The organism is Pseudomonas sp. VI4.1, assembly GCF_002029345.1.
GTDB lineage: Bacteria > Pseudomonadota > Gammaproteobacteria > Pseudomonadales > Pseudomonadaceae > Aquipseudomonas.
In genome coordinates this window covers 89,111-108,895 of record NZ_MULM01000175.1, presented here as the reverse complement: position 1 = coordinate 108,895, position 19,785 = coordinate 89,111, and the positions used below count along the sequence as shown (strand labels likewise).

Annotated in this window: 18 protein-coding genes and 3 pseudogenes; 6 read left to right on the top strand and 15 right to left on the bottom strand. The window is 59.9% G+C overall.

What is annotated here, in order from left to right; genetic code table 11:
• Positions 1-15 precede the first annotated feature (15 nt).
• A complete protein-coding gene (locus BZ163_RS25490) occupies positions 16-687 on the top strand; it encodes a bifunctional 2-polyprenyl-6-hydroxyphenol methylase/3-demethylubiquinol 3-O-methyltransferase UbiG (RefSeq protein ID WP_128873193.1) in 672 nt (223 codons plus the stop codon).
• A 165-nt stretch (positions 688-852) separates the two neighbouring features.
• Positions 853-1,317 (top strand): hypothetical protein, encoded by a 465-nt coding sequence (locus tag BZ163_RS25485; protein ID WP_128873156.1) that lies wholly within the window; start codon positions 853-855, stop codon positions 1,315-1,317.
• 109 nt (positions 1,318-1,426) lie between these two features.
• On the opposite strand, the gene BZ163_RS25480 is transcribed toward BZ163_RS25485, so the two are convergent.
• Positions 1,427-1,789: a histone-like nucleoid-structuring protein, MvaT/MvaU family gene (locus tag BZ163_RS25480; protein ID WP_128873154.1), complete on the bottom strand. Its 363-nt coding sequence runs from the start codon at positions 1,787-1,789 to the stop codon at positions 1,427-1,429.
• 580 nt (positions 1,790-2,369) lie between these two features.
• On the opposite strand from BZ163_RS25480, the gene BZ163_RS25475 reads away from it, so the two are divergent.
• Both BZ163_RS25475 and BZ163_RS25470 read left to right on the top strand, forming a co-directional pair.
• Positions 2,370-3,143, top strand: coding sequence for a ParA family protein (locus BZ163_RS25475; protein WP_128873152.1), 774 nt, complete (start codon positions 2,370-2,372; stop codon positions 3,141-3,143).
• 198 nt (positions 3,144-3,341) lie between these two features.
• Entirely contained in the window at positions 3,342-4,076 is a 735-nt protein-coding gene (locus tag BZ163_RS25470) for an MFS transporter (protein ID WP_256579123.1), read from the top strand.
• 90 nt (positions 4,077-4,166) lie between these two features.
• Here the strand turns inward: BZ163_RS25470 and BZ163_RS25465 are convergent, their stop codons facing one another.
• The 5 genes from BZ163_RS25465 to BZ163_RS25445 all read right to left on the bottom strand — a co-directional run bounded on the left by BZ163_RS25465 (position 4,167) and on the right by BZ163_RS25445 (position 8,145).
• Positions 4,167-4,886, bottom strand: a complete 720-nt coding sequence (locus BZ163_RS25465) for an amino acid ABC transporter ATP-binding protein (protein ID WP_224790958.1) — start codon at positions 4,884-4,886, stop codon at positions 4,167-4,169.
• Positions 4,887-4,954: 68 nt separating this feature from the next.
• Positions 4,955-5,920: an agmatinase gene (locus BZ163_RS25460; protein ID WP_128873149.1), complete on the bottom strand. Its 966-nt coding sequence runs from the start codon at positions 5,918-5,920 to the stop codon at positions 4,955-4,957.
• 25 nt (positions 5,921-5,945) lie between these two features.
• Positions 5,946-6,608 (bottom strand): amino acid ABC transporter permease, encoded by a 663-nt coding sequence (locus tag BZ163_RS25455; RefSeq protein WP_128873147.1) that lies wholly within the window; start codon positions 6,606-6,608, stop codon positions 5,946-5,948.
• Positions 6,598-7,278 (bottom strand): amino acid ABC transporter permease, encoded by a 681-nt coding sequence (locus BZ163_RS25450; protein WP_128873146.1) that lies wholly within the window; start codon positions 7,276-7,278, stop codon positions 6,598-6,600. The genes BZ163_RS25455 and BZ163_RS25450 overlap by 11 nt, the downstream gene beginning before the upstream one ends.
• 15 nt (positions 7,279-7,293) lie before the next feature.
• A complete protein-coding gene (locus tag BZ163_RS25445; protein WP_128873144.1) occupies positions 7,294-8,145 on the bottom strand; it encodes a transporter substrate-binding domain-containing protein in 852 nt (283 codons plus the stop codon).
• A gap of 129 nt (positions 8,146-8,274) precedes the next feature.
• On the opposite strand from BZ163_RS25445, the gene BZ163_RS25440 reads away from it, so the two are divergent.
• Positions 8,275-9,177 (top strand): LysR family transcriptional regulator, encoded by a 903-nt coding sequence (locus BZ163_RS25440; RefSeq protein WP_128873142.1) that lies wholly within the window; start codon positions 8,275-8,277, stop codon positions 9,175-9,177.
• A 98-nt stretch (positions 9,178-9,275) separates the two neighbouring features.
• Entirely contained in the window at positions 9,276-9,950 is a 675-nt protein-coding gene (locus tag BZ163_RS25435; protein ID WP_128873141.1) for an NADPH-dependent F420 reductase, read from the top strand.
• Between the two features lie 6 nt (positions 9,951-9,956).
• Here BZ163_RS25435 and BZ163_RS35950 read toward each other — a convergent pair whose 3' ends face one another.
• From BZ163_RS35950 to BZ163_RS25395, 9 genes and pseudogenes are all read right to left on the bottom strand, one after another.
• Positions 9,957-10,868: an FAD-binding protein gene (locus BZ163_RS35950; RefSeq protein ID WP_256579119.1), complete on the bottom strand. Its 912-nt coding sequence runs from the start codon at positions 10,866-10,868 to the stop codon at positions 9,957-9,959.
• Between the two features lie 77 nt (positions 10,869-10,945).
• Positions 10,946-11,425, bottom strand: a pseudogene (locus BZ163_RS35945) (FAD-dependent oxidoreductase); the annotation flags it as partial.
• A 184-nt stretch (positions 11,426-11,609) separates the two neighbouring features.
• On the bottom strand, positions 11,610-12,686 hold the full coding sequence (locus BZ163_RS25425; RefSeq protein WP_128873139.1) for an SMP-30/gluconolactonase/LRE family protein: 1,077 nt from the start codon (positions 12,684-12,686) through the stop codon (positions 11,610-11,612).
• 100 nt (positions 12,687-12,786) lie between these two features.
• Entirely contained in the window at positions 12,787-13,632 is an 846-nt protein-coding gene (locus tag BZ163_RS25420; RefSeq protein WP_128873138.1) for an alpha/beta fold hydrolase, read from the bottom strand.
• Between the two features lie 470 nt (positions 13,633-14,102).
• Positions 14,103-15,124, bottom strand: a pseudogene (gene dmpG / locus BZ163_RS25415) (4-hydroxy-2-oxovalerate aldolase).
• A 10-nt stretch (positions 15,125-15,134) separates the two neighbouring features.
• Positions 15,135-16,075: pseudogene (locus tag BZ163_RS25410) on the bottom strand (acetaldehyde dehydrogenase (acetylating)).
• A gap of 14 nt (positions 16,076-16,089) precedes the next feature.
• Entirely contained in the window at positions 16,090-16,896 is an 807-nt protein-coding gene (gene dmpE, locus BZ163_RS25405; RefSeq protein ID WP_128873136.1) for a 2-oxopent-4-enoate hydratase, read from the bottom strand.
• 9 nt (positions 16,897-16,905) lie between these two features.
• The gene (locus tag BZ163_RS25400) at positions 16,906-17,361 is read right to left on the bottom strand and encodes a heme-binding protein (protein WP_128873135.1); all 456 of its coding nucleotides are present in this window, start codon (positions 17,359-17,361) and stop codon (positions 16,906-16,908) included.
• Positions 17,358-19,778 (bottom strand): RND family transporter, encoded by a 2,421-nt coding sequence (locus BZ163_RS25395; RefSeq protein WP_128873133.1) that lies wholly within the window; start codon positions 19,776-19,778, stop codon positions 17,358-17,360. Before BZ163_RS25395 ends, BZ163_RS25400 begins: the two co-directional genes overlap by 4 nt.
• Positions 19,779-19,785: the final 7 nt, after the last annotated feature.

Below are 19,785 nucleotides of genomic sequence, written 5' to 3'. Positions count from 1 at the left end.
ATGCCGGACAGCAAAATGCCCGCCCCCGAATCCACCCTCCTCCAAAGCTGGCACCACAACGCCCGGCTCTGGATCGAAGCCGTCCGTACCGGCACCATCGAAAGCCGCCTGAAGGTCACCGACCAGGCCATTCTGTTGGCGGTGCTGGGTCGCCAGCCGGAGCGCGTGCTCGACCTGGGCTGCGGCGAGGGCTGGCTGTTGCGGACGCTGGCTGAACGAGGCATCACCGCAGTCGGTGTCGATGGCGATGCGACGCTGGTCGAGGCGGCGCGAGCGGCGGGCTCTTCGCCGGTGCACCTGGCGAGCTATGAAGCGTTGGCGGAGGGCAAAGCGGACATCGGCAGCGGCTACGACCTGATCTGCGCCAACTTCGCGCTGCTGCACCAGGACATCATCCCGCTGCTCGCCGCCATGGACGCCCTGCTCGCCCCTGGCGGCGCGCTGGTGATCCAGACGCTGCACCCATGGACCGCGGCGGCGGGCGACTATCAGGACGGTTGGCGGGAAGAAGCCTTTGCCGGGTTCGAGGGTCAGTGGCAACCCATGCCGTGGTACCTGCGCACCTTGTCCAGCTGGTTCAATGCGCTGGACATGGCCGGTTTTCGCCTGGTCGGCCTGCAAGAGCCACAGCACCCGCAAAGTCCGATGCCGCAGTCGTTGCTGTTGGTGGCCGAGCCACGGGAGTGAACGCTATCGATGGCTCTAGCAAAAGCGAGCAAAAAATCGATGCTGCAATGTCCGTAATGGATCGGTAGAACCACACCTGCGTGTGAACCATGGGGATTAAATGTCAAAATAGAGTGCTGAACATCACTTGCCAGGTGCAAGCCATCACGATCGAAAGAGTGGCACATGACTGAACCGAAACCATCTCGGGCCAGAAGGAAAATGTACCTTGCCTGGGCTTTACTGTTGGGCTTTGTAGCGGTGGTGTCCTACGCCCTCCTGAATGCTCCGGAGCATCCGAAGGAAATAGTCATGAAGCAGAACTTCATACCCGGGCAGTGGATTTACGTCGTTCAGAACCCCAGACACACCTCAGAACCCAAGACGCTGAACTTTTATGTCGATGATTACGATTCAAGTAACGAGGTGATGAAAGTACGCCTGGGCAAGAAGCGTCCGTTTCTGATTTCCGACACAGACTTGAAGGATGTTGTCATTCGCCGTATGGCCAACGGCTTGAAAGTGCAGATCAAAGGCGCGGTAGAGGCCTACCACAGTGACCTCTATCTGGCCGACGGCGATACTTACACGACTTTTCGGGTAAGCCTTGTACAGATCGAAACCCGAGCGCCCCTGCCCAGTGGGCGCTAAGGTTGTTATCCCCGTGTAGGAGCGAGCTTGCTCGCGATGGTCTGAAGGGCGGCGCGTATATTCAGAAAAAACGCGTTATCGTTAACGTCCATCGCGAGCAAGCTTGTTCCTACGACAGCCAGGACTCAACCGTGTCGGAACCGTATTTCGCTTTCCACTCTTTCAATATCTTGTGGTTGCCGCCCTTCGTTTCCACGACTTCGCCAGACTCCGGGTTTTTATAGATTTTCACCTGGCGAGGCTTGCGATTGCCTGTTTTAGGCTCGGCAGCGGGTGCACGGCGACCGGCGTTTGGATCAAGCAGATTGACGATGTCTTTCAAGCTGTAGCCATACTTGGCGAGCAGTGCGCGCAGCTTGGTTTCGAATTCGATTTCCTGCTTCAGGCCAGCGTCACCTTTCAAGGCTTCAAGCGCTTGAAGCTGCTCGGCAAGGTGTTTTTCAAGTTGGCGAAATTCTGCGAGTTTGGACATGGGAACTCTCTCCGTGACTGTTATCCTAACGTTACACTAAAAACGCCGACTTGCATGAAGTCAGCGTGTTTACTTTTACTCATCAAGTCGCATCCATTGCAGATTCGCACTTGAGTAGAGGTCTATCAATCGACAGTCTGCGATGCGAGAAGGTTCGTAAAATCGCCAATGGAACATTGCTTTGATGGGGCCGCGATTTGATTGGGCCGCGATTTCAGGTGCCCGCCGCCAAATCGGTTTGCGGAACGGAACCGGCAGGCACGGTGTCATTTGTATTAGACACGCTGGTGTCGTACATCCACTCGAGATAGAGAGGTCGTCATGAACAATATCATCTACATCGTTGGGGCCGTTGTGATCGTCCTGGTTATTCTGTCGTTTGTCGGTCTTGTATAGCCCGCCAGTCGAGACCTTTTTCCGGTGGCTGTAGCGGGTAGCGCTCGGGGGCGAGAACGCCTGCGCCAGCCATTTTCCAACTGATTCAACAACTTGTCTTAAAACTGAAACCTAACAGTCATATATTGCACTCATCCGCTTACATAACCTGGCTTCAGGCCTCCTTCACGGATGAACTGCCCTCATGCGTCGTGTTGTCTTCAATCAAAAAGGTGGTGTTGGAAAATCCAGCATCGCCTGCAATCTTGCCGCTGTGAGTGCAGCGCAAGGCTACCGGACACTGCTGGTTGATCTCGATCCCCAGGCGAATTCGACTCACTACCTCACAGGCCTGCTCAACGACGACATTCCCACGGGTATTGCCGACTTCTTCAGACAGACACTGTCGGGGGGCTTTGCCAACAAAAAATGTCGAGTAGCCATAACCGAGACGTCCTACAAGAACCTCCATCTGGTGACCGCCAGTCCGGATCTTGCAGATCTCCAGTCAAAACTTGAGCGCAAGTTCAAGATCAACAAGCTGCGTAGATTGCTGGTCGAGCTTTCCGAGGACTACGAGCGTATCTATATCGACACCCCGCCTTCGCTGAATTTTTTCACCTTCAGCGCCCTGGTCGCTGCCGATCGGTTGTTGATTCCCTATGATTGCGACAGCTTTTCCCGGCAGGCTGTGAACAGTGTCATCGCTCAAGTAGAAGAGCTGCGCATGGATCACAACGAATCGCTGCAAATAGAGGGGGTGGTGGTTAATCAGTTTGTCGCACACACCGGCCTGCACCAGACGCTTGTCAACGAAATGCTGGTAGAGGGTCTTCCCGTGCTACCGGTTTATTTGAGCAGCTCGGTTAAAATGCGCGAGTCCCACGAAGCATCTGTACCCCTTATCCATTTGGCACCGCGTCATAAACTCTCGATGGAATTCGTTGATTTGCTGGATGCACTGGAGCGAGCCGCTTAGTTGGTGATCGGTGGCGTTGTTGCCGCGAGCAAAAAATAACGGCGAGAGGTGAATTTTTGCCTATCTTCCAGTATCTGATCTTGAACAAGCCGTGCCATTAAAACGTGGCATCGGCCAAGGGAGGTCCGTCCAGCCTGCGCCGCACCGGGCTCAGCGGTTTGCGGCAAGACAGATCAGTGACAGAGTGGCTCGCATGAAATCGCCTGCGAAAGACGTCAAGCCGATCGGATTGCGCTCAGCACCTTCGCCATCGGGCTGATACCGTCCTATGCCACGATCGGCATCTGGGCGCCCATCCTCCTGCTGCTGGCCAAGATGGCTCAAGGGTTTTCGGTGGGCGGCGAATACACCGGCGCCTCGATCTTCGTCGCCGAATATGCCCCGGATCGCAAGCGCGGCATCCTCGGCAGCTGGCTGGACTTCGGCTCGATCGCCGGCTTCGTCTTCGGCGCGGGCGTGGTCGTGCTGATCAACAGCGGCAAGCTCGGCCTGAGCTTCTCCGGATTGCTGATGCTGGCGGTGCTGCTCAACTTCTTCATCGGCGTGATGGCGTCCACCCTGCCGGCGATGTTCCCCACCCACATCCGCTACAGCGCACTGGCCAGCGCCTTCAACATCTCGGTATTGATCGCGGGCCTGACGCCTACCATCGTCGCCTGGCTGGTGGAAAGCACCCACAACCTGTACATGCCGGCCTACTACCTGATGGTGATTGCGGTGGTGGGGCTGATTACCGGCGTGACGATGAAAGAAACGGCGAACAAACCCTTGCGTGGAGCAGCTCCGGCGGCTTCCGACATTGAGGAAGCGCACGAACTGCTGCAGGAACACCACGACAACATCGAACAGAAGATCGAGGACATCGACGCACAGATCGCCGAGCTGGAAGCTAAACGCGAGCATCTCGTGCAGCAGCATCCGCGAATCGAATAAGGTGGCGGCACGCGGACAACGAACCGGTCGTTGTCCGCGACTGACGCCTGGTTGAACACTCCTTGTAGAACACTGGATACACCGCAGGACTCAGTGCCCCAGTATTTTCGACAGAAACAGCTTTGCCCGCTCTGAAGACGTCCCGTTGAAGAACGCTTCAGAGGTTGTATCGTCAATGATCATCCCCTCCTCCATGAACACCACCCGGTCGGCCACACGTCGTGCAAAGCCCATTTCATGGGTGACCACCATCATCGTCATGCCGTCCCTGGCCAGCGCCACCATCACGTCCAGCACTTCGTTGATCATCTCCGGGTCCAGCGCCGAAGTGGGCTCGTCGAAGAGCATGATCACCGGATCCATCGACAGCGCCCGAGCGATGGCCACCCGCTGTTGCTGACCACCTGAGAGCTGTGCCGGATACTTGTCGGCATGGGCGCTGAGGCCGACTCGCTCGAGCAACGCCAGGCCTTTGGCAGTGGCGTCCTGTGCCGGACGATCGAGCACCTTGGTTTGTGGCAACGTCAGGTTCTCGATGATTGACATGTGGGGGAACAGCTCGAAATGCTGAAACACCATGCCCACTTGCTGGCGCAACCTTGGCAGGTCGGTTTTCGCACTGCCGATCGACTGCCCGTTCACCAGGATCTCGCCTTTCTGGAAAGACTCCAGGCCGTTGACCGTCTTGATCAATGTCGATTTGCCTGAACCCGACGGCCCGCACACCACGACAATTTCGCCTTTGCTGACGTGGGTCGAGCAGTCTTTGAGGACTTGCAGGTTGCCGTACCATTTGCTAACTCCGCGCATTCTGATGCAGGCAGACTGAACCTCGGCGGCAACAGGCGCGAACGATTGCACAGCGGCTATGGACTGACTCATTTGTCGTAATACCCCGCGCGGATAGAGGCGCCGATCAGATTGACAATCAAGCGGCCCGCAGTCACGCAGGTGAGGTTGCTTGCGTTGTCTTTGCCCGGTTGGATTTCGACGATATCCATGCCGACTACCCGGCCCTTTTTCACCAACCCGTGGATGAGCTTGCGTGCCTGCAAAAAGGTCACGCCACCGGGGGCCGGGCCATCTACCGCGGGCATGATGCTTGGATCCAGGCCGTCGGCATCAATGGTCAAGTAGTAGTTGCCACCATCGGGTATACGCGCAAGCACCGCGTCCATGCCGATATCATGCAATTCGTAGGCGCTGATCAGCTGCGCACCATACTCGCGCGCAACCTCGAGGTCTTCAGGGCGTGCGCTGCCCTGAGCGCGCAAGCCGATCTGGAAGATACGGCCGACATGGGCCATTTCGGAAGCACGACGGATCGGGCTGGACAACCCTTCCCGGACCCCGTTCACGTCGTCGCGCCAGTCAAGGTGCGCATCGATATGGATGATGGTGATCGGCTCCTCGAGGCTGTCGTAGGCGCGTAGAACCGGGGTGGTAATGCCGTGGTCACCGCCAAGAACAATGGGCAGCGCACCTGCTTTGAGAATCTGGCGCACGGCCTGCTCGGCGCGCACATAGTGCTCACCCGGGTTGGCGACGTCGGGCAACACGTCGCCGCAGTCGATGAAGCGGATGTCGCTACGCCCTTGCAGCAGCGGGCCATCGATATCGAAATCGTAATGCCGTGGATCACGCACCATGCGGTCGGTGAGTTGACGAATGGCCAGGGGCGCATTGGTCTGGTCATTGGTATAGGAACGTGGGCCGTAGGGCGCACCAAAAGGCATGCCAAGCACTGCAATATCCGCCTGTTGCAGATTTTCCAGGTCGGTCATCAGCTCCGAATAAAGCAGGGTCTGATGGGTGGTGCGTGGAGCGACGGTCAGGTTCTTCATAAAAACTCCTAGATGATGGGATTTTCTAGCGATGGCGCCACTGTCTTTCACGGGACTCCAGGGCCTGGCCAAGTGCATCGAGCACGATGCTCGACAGCCAATAGAGCAATGCGGCGGTGCCCAGCACTTCGAGGTAAGCGAAGGTGTCGGCGGTCATCAGGTTGCTCTGATAAGTCAGCTCGGGAAGACTGGTGACCGAGAAGATCGCGGTGTCCTTGAACATCATGATGATCAGGCTGGTCGTCGGCGGAATCAGGTAGCCGAAGCTCTGCGGCACCACCACGTAGCGCTGCACCTGCCAGACGGAAAACCCCAGTGACCGCGCGGCACGCGCCTGGCCGGCGGGCACGCTCTTCAAGGCGGCACGCAGGATTTCGCTGAAATACCCGGCGGTATAGAACGCAGTGGCGCCAATGGCGATCACAAAGGACGAGGCGTTCACGCCCAACTGCGGCAAGCCGAAAAACAGCAGGTACACCACGATCAGGAAGGGAACATTGCGCACAAGTTCGACGTAGCAACGGGCAATCAGCCGTGGCAACCAGTACTGCGCATCGGCCATGTAGGCGAACAGGGCACCGATCAACATACCCAGCGGAATACCGATGGCACTGACCGTCGCGGTAATTTTCAGCCCCTGCAGCAACGCGGGAGCTGCGTGACTGATCACTTCAATATCAATGGGCATTTGGCATCACCTTGGCAATGCGGCGCTCGATCGATCGCGAGATCGAGGATGCGCACAGCAGAATGGAGAAGTAGACGACGGCTGTTGCGCTGAACACTTGCAGAGGCAGGTCGCTTTGCAGCGTCGCGTTACGCGCCACGGTCGCGAGCTCGCTGACGGCAATCACCGACAACAGTGAAGAGGCTTTCAGCAGGACGGTGTACTCGTTGGTCAGCGGCGGAATCGACCGATTGAACATCTGCGGCAACAGTACGTAACGCCACTTTTGCCAAGCGCGCATGCCCAGCGCCTGGGCGGCTGCAACCTGTCCTCGAGGAACCGACGTCAAGGCGCCACGCAGGATTTCACTGATGTAGGCCGCCGTGTTCAACGACAGGGCCAGGATCCCCGCCTCCAACGGCGTCAGCGAAATACCCAGCAGGCCGGGCAACACGAAATACGCGATCAGCAACTGAATCAGCAGCGGCGTGCCACGGATGGCACTGACGTAGACCATCACCGCATAGCGGGCAATCGGCCCTGCCGCAACTCTCAGCAGCAGCAACAGCACACCCAACCCCAGCCCTATGAGAAACGCCAGGCTGCTGGCGAAAAACGTCGTCGCTGCGCCTTGCAACAGCCCATCGAAAAACGGTCCCAGGGCGGTGTGGGCATTCAACCAACTGGTCATCACCTGACCCTCCGCTCAAAGGGCCGCTTCAGGGAGATACCCTGAAGTCGGTAATGCCAGGGTTTCGCCGAACCATTTCTGCTGCAACTCGGCCAACTTGCCGCTGGCCCGCATCTCATCCAGCGTCTCGTTGATGAAGGTGCGAACTTCCGGATTCCTGGCATTGACCACCCAGGCCAACAGCTTGGAATCGCCTACCCCGCCCACCGTTTTGTAGATGTCCGGCTGCCGGCGCATTTGCACGGCCAACACGTTGCTGGGCAGAACACCTACGTCGATCGAGCCGTTGGCAATCGCCAGGCCGACATCGGGATAGCCCTGGAAGAGCTTGAGTTCCGCGTAGCCCTGCCCTTTGCTGGCTTTGAGATTTCTCTCGTATTCCTGCAGTGCATGTTGGGACGAAGACCCCATCTGGGTGCCGACGACTTTGCCGGCGGCATCCTCGACCTGGGTGATGGTGGTGTTGTCCGCCTTGACCACAAACAGCGAGCGGACAATGCCGATCGGCTGGCTGAAGGCGAACCGCTTGGCTCGCTCGGGCGTGATCCCGACGGAAGTCGCCACAAAGTCGAATTTGTTGCTCATCAACCCGGGCAGCAAACCGTTGAACGGCAAGTTCAACTGCTCCAGCTCAACCCCGAGTTTGGCGGCCATATGTTCCAGGATATCGTGGCCGTAGCCCACAACCTTCCCGCTTTCGACGAACTCATAAGGTTCGTACGCGGCTTCGGTGCCCACTGTCAGCTTGCCACGCTGCTTGATGTCGGCAAGCGTGCCGGCCTGGGCCAATGCGAAGCTGGAGGTACAGACCACCAGCGAGGCTAAGAACACGGCTTTGACGATACTTCGGCGACTGGGTCCAGTCATGATTGCGGTCCCCCCATTTCTTGGAGTGTTGTATTTGTGAAGGTTGCGGAGCCCAAATTAGCCAGTGCCAAAGCGTAAGTAAAATCACTTTATTGGAGATATGGTCTTGGAATCTGATACCTTTTGCCCATGAACCGATTCGACCTTACCGAGCGTGACTTGCGTTCCCTGCGCATCTTCTGTGCCGCCGCTGAAGCGGGCGGGTTTGCCGCGGCTGAGCGCCGGCTGAATATGACCAAGGCCTCGATCAGCAGGCATATCAAGGAGGTGGAGGAACGCCTGGGTGTGCGACTGTGCGAGCGCGGACCGGCAGGTTTCAAACTGAGTGCGGCCGGGAGGGTGGCGCTGGAGTTGACGACCAACGCGCTCAATTCCCTCGAACGGATCAAGCCTGAAATCGATGCGGTACGTGCGGTGATATCCGGCACCGTCTCGATTGGCACGGTCGAGCATATGCTCGCGGACCCGAATTGCCGTCTGGCCGAAGCGTTGAAAGAACTGCGACGAAGAGCCCCCAACGTCCAGGCCGAAGTGGCCGTGATGACCTTTGGCAATTTGAACCAGGCCTTGCGCGAGCGCCGGGTGCAGGTGGCCATTCGCGGGATGTACAAGAAAGAGCGCGCGTTTCACTACCAGAAGCTGTTCGTCGAAGACCATCGCGTCTATGTCGCCGCTCACGCGTCGGGCAAGGATCAGCGCCCGCCCCTGGTGTACCGGCCGCATCCCTTCGTCGAAGAAATGTTGGCTACCCAGGGTTTTGAACGCGGGCCCGAAGCCGCAGGATTGGAAGCGATCGCGATGCTCGTCGAGAGTGGCGGTTATGCCGGGCTACTGCCGGAGCATTATGTCGAACTCATCGCCCCGCGCTTCGACTTGCGAGCGTTACCCGACAGCCCCGTATTTCATAACACGATATGCGCGATAACCGAGGCCTCTCGCCCGCTGTCACGCAGCGCGGAGCTGTTTCTCGAGATCCTTGAAGAATTGCATGCAAGCGACTCATCCCTCTCGAATCGACACAGCGCCAGATAGCCAATGCAGGGTGCCGGCACCTGCCCCTACCTTTCGGTTATGCGCAGGCTCAACTAGGGTAATGACAAGAGCATCTGTCCAAACCGGGGACGCAGAGCATGTCCAGACTCCTGTTTCTAACGTTCGCCGGCCTGGTCCTGTGCAGCAGCCAGGCGCTGGCGGACACCCTGAAGATCAGCGTGATCGGCGCCGGTAACGTCGGCGGTACGCTGGGCACGTTATGGGTAAAGGCAGGGCACTCGGTGATGTTTTCGTCGCGTCACCCCGAAGAGCTGGCGGACCTGGTCAAGGCCGCCGGCCCCAACGCGCGTGCGGGCACGGTCAGCGACGCCGCGTCCTGGGGCGACGTGATCGTGCTGAGTGTTCCCTACGGCGCAATGCCGGCGCTGTCCAAACAACTGAAGGGCAGGCTGGAGGGCAAGGTGGTATTCAGCACCAGCAACCCGTTCAGCGGCCGTGACGGCGACATCGGGCGCCAGGCGCTGGAACAGGGCGTCGCCCTGGCGGACCAGCAGTACCTTCCCGGTGTGCACCTGGTACGGGCGTTCAACGCCATCGGCTATGCCTCAATGAAAAGCCAGTCCGGCAAAGGCAAGGCAATTGCAACTTTCGCCGACGACGCCCAGGCCCGCGACTTGGGCGCCCGACTGGTGCGCGACGCCGGATTCATCCCGGTCCTTCTACCGCTGGCGCGGGCCGATGAAGGATTGCCGGGCGGCCCGGCCAGCGGCGTGTTGAGCGAGGCCGAGCTCAAGCAGAAACTAGGCTTGTAGCTGCGTTCAGTGCACCCTTCGCGTAGCGGCCTGTGCGCCGGCGATGCGCCCCAGTACGGAACCTGATGTCAGCCCCGCCCCACCGGCGTACTTGACGTAGTAGAGGTTGCCCACCAACTCGCCCGCGGCGTACAGACCGTCAATCGGTTGATCCTCTTCGTCGAGCACCCGGGCCTGGCTGTCGACCTTCAGGCCACCGAACGTGAAGGTGATGCCGCACGTCACCGCGTAGGCCACGAAGGGCGGACGATCCAGGGGGTTGGCCCAGTTTGACTTGGGCAACTCCAGCCCTAGAGTCGAGCGTCCGTCGCGGATGGCGGGGTTGAATGGCACGTTTAGTTGCACGGCGCTGTTGTAGGCCTCGAGGGTGTGCAGCAGAGCGGAACCGTTGACCCCTTCCATCTGCTCCATCAACCCTTGCAGGGTCGCCGCCTGGATCCGCGTCACCTGGCGTCCCCGGTACTCATCGGGGAGCAAGTGATGGCTGTGCTGATCGAAGATCTGCCATGCGACACCCTCCGGTTGTGCCATGACTTTGGCGCCCATGCTGGAGTAGGTGTAGTTGCGAAAATCCTGGCCTTCATCGATAAAACGCTTGCCATCGGCATTGACCACTACGCCGAGATGGAAGTAGTTCTTTTGCTGGTTAAGCTGGTTCAGGTCGCCCATTTGCGGGGCGTTGACGTCATAAAACACCGCATGGCAACCGGACCAGTTGCCGTGCGCCACGGCGCCCACATCCAGGGCCATGCGGATGCCGTCGCCGGTGTTGTAGCGTGACCCGCGGACTTTGGCCAAGTCCCAGCCCGGTCCCAGGTATTGGGTGCGCCATTGCAGATTGGCATGGAAGCCACCCGTTGCGAGGACCAGCGCCCGAGCGGAAAACTGACGACCATCCGCACAGGACAGCTGCCACAAGCCGGCAGGATCACGCTGATGCGTTGGGTCCGACAGCCGTAGAAAACCTCCACGGCGTCTTTTTCCACTCGGCGAAACAAGGCATCGACCAACCCCAGGCCGCCACCGGAAACCTCGATGGTCAGGCCGCCCCAGAAGCGGAACTTGCCATCCACCTTGAAGGCCTGGCGACCGTAGATGGGCATGAAGCGCACGCCCTTGCCGGTCATCCACTGCAAGGTATCCAGGCTCTGCGACACGACCGTGTCCAACACGTGCGGGTCGGTGCGGTATTGGCTCATGGCCGCCAATTCACCGAAAAAATCGTCCTGGGTATAGGCGCCGAAATCGCTGCTTTCAACTTCACTCTCCAGCAGGTCCGGCATCAGGCTGCGCAAGTCCTCAACGCCCCGGTAAGCCACGCGAAAAGCGCCTCCGGTGTGCGCCGAGTTACCGCCGCGCTGCTCTTTCGGCGCGCGTTCAAGCAAGGCCACCCGCGCCCCTTGTTCGCGGGCGGAAAGGGCTGCGCAAAGCCCGGCATTGCCGCTGCCCAGCACGATGACGTCGTAAGGTTGCATACCCGCTCCTGATCTGTGGACTTCATTGTCCGATTATCAACAGGACCGCGCGGGGGACTTAGCCTGCGCGGTCGAATAGGCTTTTCAACTAATGCGCAAGGTGATGCGCTGGCTCGAGCTTGCGGGGTGCGGTCCAATTGATTGTAAAAGCACATCCGAACGCCGCCCGAGCCTTCGGCAGCGTCTACAGAGGGGGGATTGCGTTGGGTATGAGCAACATGCGATCTCCGGCGAACGCACCGACGTACACGTCGTGACCGACCTGCAAGGCCGTTGAGGCGCCATACAACGCCCCTTCTTGGGCGCGCATCAGTTCACGACTTGTGCCCTTGAGCGGATCGATCAATGCCACCACCGAGGGGCTGGGGCAGAATTCGTTGTGGCTGAGGAAACACCTGCGAAAGGTCTGTGCATCAGGCACGCCGGCCGTGAGCAGTTGCCCATCAGCCGTCCAGCTGAGGTTGTCCGGCAAGAAGTCGAGGGCGATCTTGCTGACGACTTTTTGTTGCTTGAAGTCGTACTGCCAGACGCCGCTGCCCGGCCATGCGGCGAACCAGACCGACTGACCGTCCTGGCTCACCTGAATGCCATTCGGTGCAGGGGCCTGGCTGTCGGGCAGACGCTGCAGTCCCGCGCTGGCGTGCCAGGCAAGCAAATGCCCGGTGGCGCGGCCATCGAGCAACTGCTCCAGGCGAGGATCGTCTTTCATTGCATCGAAGCTGAACATGGCCGTAACCACGAAGCCGCCGTCAGGCGTCGCGGCAACATCGTTGAGCATCGTGCCGTCCTGGCTTTCCACGCAACCACGCCAGATGGCCTTCCAGCTGTTGCCATCGCTGATCGGCTCAAAGAATTCCACAGCCTCTCGACCGTTGTGGTTGACCACCAACAACTGCGACTTACCATCGGCACGCTTGGATAGATGGATGCCATGGGCACCGATGGCGCCTTGCGGCTGCGCGCATGAAGGTTCGCCCCAACCCGGTGTCGCCTGCCGCTCGATGACCATATCGGTCACTTCGCGGGAGGCCAACGCCATGACTCGCAATCGGCTTTGATGGCTGGCGGCCAGTCCCGGCGTGGTGCTCAGGAACAGGAAACCGCCATCCGGCGAAAGCTCCAGATCCTCGGGGGGCGCCATGCCGCAGATCGGCGTGTAAGCGCTTTGCGCCACGCATGCCGGCACCTGTGGTTGAGCGGCAGAAACAGCGGTGCTGATAGCCAGCGCCAAGGCAGCGCTGGCCAAACGTAAATGGTTCATGATCCAACCCCGGTTTTATTGTAGTTATGCGTCCGTGTGCGGGGGCACAAGCCAGGCGCAAGCCCCTCGCGAGATGGCAACGAGAGGGATGCGCCGGGGCTTAGTGGCTCAGGAAGTCGATGACCAGGCGGTTGAACGCGTCCGCGTGTTCCCACTGAGCCCAGTGGCCACACTGGCTGAACACGTGCAAGCGCGAGTTCGGCAGGCCATTGAGCAGTTTCAGGCTCCAGTCGATCGGTACGAAACGGTCATCGCGGCCCCAGGTGATCAGGGTCGGATGCTTGATGTCCGGGAGGTTGGCAGAGAAATCGCCCATCTGGAATTTGCTCAGATCAACGCTCTTGATGAAGTTTTCCAAGTGCTGAGGGTTTGCCAGAATGCTCTTGTGACGCAGGCTGATCAGTTCTTCGGTCAGTGCGCTGGAGTCGTAGACAAACACATCCAGCATTTTCTTCAGGTTTTCCAGGGTCGGGTCACGGTACACGCCAAAGAGCAACTTGATGCCTTCCATCGGCAACGGCGTGAACAGGCTGGTACGCCCTACCCCACCTGAACCCATCAGGATCATTTTATCCAGGCGCTCCGGATAGGCCACGGCAAAGCCCAGGGCGCTGCCGCCACCCATCGAGTTCCCCACCAGGTGTGCCTTGTCGATGTCCAGTGCATCCATCAATGCCTTGATCGCTCGAGCGTTGATCACGAAACGCGGCTCGGCGGTAACCAGAGGGTCCGACTTGCCGAAGCCTGGGCAGTCCATGAGGATGACGCGGTAGCCGGCGTCGACGAAACTGTCGACGTTGCGGTGAAAGTTGGCCCAACCCGTTGCGCCTGCACCCGAGCCGTGGACCATGATCACCACCGGGCCTTCTCCGGCATCGTTGTAATGCATTTTCCACTCAGGGGTCTGCACGAATTTGCTGGTGTTTTCTTGGGTGAATCGACTCATGTGGATCAGTCCTTATTATGGTGGTGAAGCAGGAGCAAACAGCGCGTTGAAAACGCGTGTGTGAGAAAAAGAAAGCGTCAGGGTGATGCGCACCCTTCAGCCAGCCGCTGGCCGTAAACGTTAGCGGCGGCGGCTTCTTTATTGAGGAGAGCAATGACTGTGCCAGTCGTGGAAACGGGACTGCATGATCGAAAAAAATCCTTATTTAACAAAAAGTTATGCGTGATATTCGCACCATGAAAGAGGCTCGCTTCGGAGCTGATCGATCGTTTTTATTCAGAAGTTTTCAAAGATTCATGAAATTCGAGATGAAAAAGATGAAGACGTTGGATGCGTCACGTCGGGAAGGCAGCCAGGCGAAAAACCCTGTTGGAGCCGGCTTGCCGGCGAAGACGGCGGCACATTCAGTAGAGGTGCTAGCTGACAGACCGCTTTCGCCGGCAAGCCGGGCTCCTACAGGGGTTGCGGTGTTAGCGGTTTTTGAGCAGGTCCAGGGCGACGTCGACGATCATGTCTTCCTGGCCGCCGACCATGCGCCGTTTACCCAGTTCGACCAGGATGTCGAGGGTCTTCAGGCCGTATTTGGCCGCGGCGATTTCGGCGTGGCGCAGGAAGCTCGAGTAGACCCCGGCATAACCCAGGGCCAGGGTCTCGCGGTCGACCCGCACCGGCCGGTCCTGCAACGGACGGACGATGTCATCGGCCGCATCCATCAGCGTGTACAGGTCGGTGCCATGGTTCCAGCCAGGCGTTCGGCCGCAGCGATGAACACCTCCAGGGGCGCGTTACCGGCGCCGGCGCCCATGCCGGCGAGGCTGGCGTCGATGCGGTCGCAGCCTTCCTCGACCGCAGTAATCGAGTTCGCCACGCCCAGCGACAAGTTGTGGTGAGCGTGCATCCCGGTTTCGGTTTCCGGCTTGAGCACCGCCTTGAACGCACGGAATCGCTCGCGAATGTCCTGCATGTTCATCGCCCCGCCCGAGTCGGCCATGTACACGCAGGTGGCACCGTAGCTTTCCATCAGCTTGGCCTGCGCCGCCAACTGCTCGGCCGGGATCATGTGGCTCATCATCAGGAAACCGACGGTGTCCATGCCCAGTTTGCGGGCGTATTCGATGTGCTGTTTCGACACGTCCGCTTCGGTGCAGTGAGTGGCGATGCGCACCACCCGCGCCCCGGCGTTGTACGCGGCTTTCAGGTCATGCACCGTGCCGATGCCAGGCAACAGCAAGGTGGTGATCTTGGCGTGGCTGATCACATCGGCGGCCGCTTCGATCCACTCCAGATCGGTGTGCGCGGCGAAGCCATAGTTGAAGCTCGAGCCTTGCAGCCCGTCGCCATGAGCGACTTCGATCGAGTCGACCTTGGCCTTGTCCAGGGCGCGGGCGATGTCCTGCACGTTCTGCAGCGAATACTGGTGACGCACCGCGTGGCTGCCGTCACGCAGGGTCACGTCGGAGATGTAGAGTTTTTTGCCGGGATTGAAAGTCATGTCGGTCTCCTCAGGCGTTGAGCATCGACTGCGCCATGCGCTCGGCGGTGGCCAAGGCAGCGGAGGTCATGATGTCGAGATTGCCGGCGTAGGCTGGCAAGTAATGGGCGGCGCCTTCGACTTCGAGGAACACCGAAGTCTTGAGCCCGGAGAAGGTGCCGAGGCCGGGGATGTGCAGCGGCGCGTCTTCGGGGATCACGTCGAACTGCACTTTCTGCTTCAGGCGATAGCCCGGCACATAGGCCTGTACGGCGGCGGCCATCTCGACAATCGAGGCCTCGACCAGCGCCTGATCCGCCGCCTCGGACAGCACAAACACCGTGTCGCGCATCATCAACGGCGGCTCGGCCGGGTTCATCACGATGATCGCCTTGCCCTTGGCCGCGCCGCCGATCACTTCGATGGCCTTGGAAGTGGTTTCGGTGAACTCGTCGATGTTGGCACGGGTGCCGGGGCCGGCGGATTTGCTGGCGATCGAGGCGACGATTTCGGCGTAGTGCACCTTGGCCACCCGCGATACGGCCGCGACCATCGGAATGGTGGCCTGGCCGCCGCAGGTGACCATGTTGACGTTGAGCTGGGTCAGGTTCTGTTCCAGATTGACCACTGGCACGCAAGTAGGGGCCGATGGCTGCCGGGGTCAGGTCGATCAGGCGGATGCCAGGGTTTGATCGAGCGCAGGAACGCATCGTTCTTCACATGGGCACCGGCCGAGGTGGCATCGAACACGAAGTCGATGTCCTGGAACACGTCCATGCGAGTCAGGCCTTCGACGCCTTCGTGGGTCACCGCCACACCCAGGCGCGACGCGCGCGCCAGGCCGTCGGAGGCCGGGTCGATGCCGACCATCACCGCCATTTCCAGGTGCCTGGCATTGCGCAAAATCTTGATCATCAGGTCGGTGCCGATGTTGCCGGAACCGATGATGGCGACTTTCAATTTGTTGTTCATGATGTTGTGCAACCTCAGTCGAAACGCACCGAGCAAGTGCCGATACCGGCAATGCTCACTCGCAAATTATCCCCGGCGATCACGGGCACCATCGCCGACAGCGCACCGGACAGAATCACTTCACCGGCCTTGAGGCTCATCCCCAGTCGACCCAGGGTATTGGCCAGCCACGCCACGGCGTTGACGGGCGAGCCCATGGTCGCAGCCCCCGCACCGGTGCCGACGATCCGGCCGTTTTTCTCCAGCACCATGCCTGTGGTGTACAGATCCAGGTCCCGTGGGCTGACCAAGCGATCACTGAGCACGAATACGCCGCACGAAGCGTTGTCCGCCACCGTGTCCTGGATCTTGATTTTCCAGTCGCGGATGCGCGAATCAACGATCTCGAAACACGCCATCACCCCCTCCGTCGCCCGTAATACGTCGGCTGCGGTGATGCCAGGTCCTGACAGATCGTGCTTGAGGACGAAGGCGATTTCGCCCTCGGCCTTGGGTTGGATCAGCCCGGCCATGGCCACGCTGCCGCCCTGGTCGACGACCATGGCATCGGTCAACTGGCCGAAGTCCGGCTGACGCACGCCGAGCATGTCCATCACCGCCTGACTGGTGACGCCGATTTTTTTGCCGATGATCCGCTCACCGCCAGCCAGGCGGCGGCCGATCAGGTGCTGCTGGATCTGGTAGGCCTGCTCCATGGTCAAGCCGGGATGGCTGTCGGTCAGCGGCGCGATGGCCTGTGCTTCAACCAGTGCATTGAATAGCTTGTCGCCCAGCTGTTGGGTGTCGACGCTTGAATGGTTCACTCGATAACTCCTGTCCATTGATGAAAATCAGCGCTGCAGGTTGTCGGTAATGGCGTCGTAGCCCGCCGTCGCACAGTCGCAATCCTGCTCCTCACTGGCGCCGGACACGCCGATGGCGCCGACCAGGCGACCGCCCAGGTGCAGGGGCAATGCCCCGCCCATAGGCACCAGTCGAGGTCGCAGGATCAGACACTGGCGGACATGGTCGGGAGCGTCACGCAAGCGCTTGCCGACATCGGCGGTGGGCATGGCGAAGGACACGGCGGTCAACGCCTTGTCCTGGGCCAGGTCGATGGTATGCAGTGGCGCCCCGGCACTTCGACCGAAAGCCAGCAGGTGCCCGCCCCCGTCCAGTACCGCGACGCTGACCCGCCAACCGTGGTTGCAGGCATATTGCAGCGCCGTGTCCAGCGCCAACCGGGCCGTCGCCATGCTCAGCGGATCGCTCAACCGGGTGTCGGCCAATGGGATGCCCGAATTCATACAGAGATTTCCTTGAGTGAGGTGGCCGGCTGCGCAACAGGTGTTGCCGGACGCAGTAGAAAGCAGGCCAATGCAGGCACCAGGACCAGCGCCACCAGCATGTTGCAAAGGAACATGAAGGTGAGCAGCACGCCCATGTCGGCCTGGAACTTGATCGGGGAGAACACCCAGGTAACGACACCCAGGGACAGCGTCAGGCCGGTGAACACCACCACCCGACCGGTAAACATCAAGGCCTGCCGATAGGCCGTGGCCAGGCTCTCGCCACGGCGCAGCCAGAACAGCGTCACGCTGAGGATGTACAGCGCGTAGTCGACGCCGATGCCCACGCCCAGCGCCACCACCGGCAAGGTCGCCACTTTCAGGCCCATGTTCAGTTGCACCATCAATGCCTCGGCCACCAACGACGTGAGGATCAACGGCAGTACCGCGCACAAGACCGCACGCCACGAACGAAAGGCAATGAAGCACAGCAGCGACACCACCAGGTACACCCCCAGCAACATCCGCGTGTTGGCGCTTTTCACCACGATGTTGGTCGCGCTTTCAATCCCGGCGTTGCCGGCGGCCATCAGGAATGTGGCCTGTTCGTCGTTGTATTTTTCCGCGAAGGCAGCCGTGGTCCGGACCACCGACTCAAGGGTGTCGGCCTTGTGATCCTTGAGGTAGGCGTAGACCGACAGCAGGCTGCAGGTGCCGTTGAACAGTTCGCGGGGCGAGCGCATGGCCGCCGCGTTGATCATCGATTGGTTGGGCGGCAACTCGTCCCATTTGAAGTTGCCCTCGTTCATCCCGACGTTGATCTTGCGTGACAGCCCTGCGATGGACTTGGTGGTTTCCACGCCTGGCAATTCCCGCAGGCGCCACTCCAGTTCTTCGACCTTGCGCAAAATCGGGTAGTCGACGCAGTGTCCGGCCGGGGTCTCGACCATGATCACGAACACATCGCTGCTGGCCTGGTAATGCTCGATGATGAAGCGGTTATCCAGGTTGTAGCGCGAATCGGCGCGCAGCTCCGGCGCGCCCGGGTCGAGGTCACCGACCTTCAAGTCCTTGGCCATCCACAACGCGCCGAGACCGACCACCACTGCCACGCCAATCGCCAGGCGCGCCGCACGGCGACCGGTGAAGTGCTCGAACAGCCGCACCAGCAGCGGCAGCGATTGCCCTTCGAGCAGGGTTTCATGCTTGAGGCTACGGGCCGCCGCGCTCGGTGAAACACCGGTGAACGAGAGCATGATCGGCAACAAGGCCAGGTTGGTGAACACCAGGATGCCCACGCCCAGGCTGGCGATCAGTGCCAGTTCCTGGATGACCGGCACGTCGACGATCGTCAATACGGCAAAGCCCACGACGTCCGCCAGCAATGCGGTGATGCCCGCGGCAAACAAGCGGCGAAAGGTGTAGCGGGCAGCGATCAACCGGTGAGTGCCGCGCCCGACATCCTGCATGATGCCGTTCATTTTCTGCGCGCCGTGGCTCACGCCGATGGCATAGACCAGAAAGGGCACCAGGATCGAATAGGGGTTGAGTTCATAACCCAGCAGCGGCAACAGACCCAGCAACCAGATCACGCCAATCAAGGTGCAGCCCTGCACCACCAGCGTACTGCGCACGCAGCGGGTGAATTGGTAGAGGATCGCACTGGTGATCAACACCGCCACCGCAAAAAACCCCAACACCGCGTACAGGCCGTCGATCAGGTCGCCCATCACTTTGGCGAAACCGATGATGTGGATGTCGACGCCACGCTGCGAATACGTGCTGCGCAAGGTTTCCAGGCTGTCGGACAGTTGTTTGTAGTCCAGGGTCTGGCCGGTTTTAGGGTCGATTTCCAACAGCGGCAAATAAATGATGCTCGAGCGCAGATCACGCGCCACCAACTGACCTGTTTCTCCCGAACGCTCGACGTTGTCACGCAGGTTGTCCAGGCTTTTGGCGCCACCATCAAAGCCATCCGGGACCACCGGGCCGCCATCGAAGCCCTCTTCAGTCACACCCTGCCAGCGCGTCGCCGGGGTCCAGAGCGACCGCATGAAAGCGCGGTCGACTCCGTTGACCAGGTACAACTCGTCGTTGAGCTGACGCAGTGTTTCCATGTAAGTGGCGTTGAAAATATCGCCCTCTTCACGCATCGACACCGCGACCCTTATCGCGTTGCCCGCCCCCTTGAGGTCACGGGCATGCTCCAGGTAGTTGAGGGTGAAGGGATGATGGGCGGGAATGGTTTTCAGGTAGCTGGCATTGAGCCGTACCTGGCTGGCCGCCACAGCGAGCAGCACCGTGACGATCAGGCAGAAGCCGACCACCAGGAAGCGGTGATTGAACAACACGCGCTCCAGACGATTACCTGAATACTTATCGAAATCCGCCAGGGAGGCGATAGCGGTAAAGCCATCGGAATTGCTGATAGCCATCGTGAGT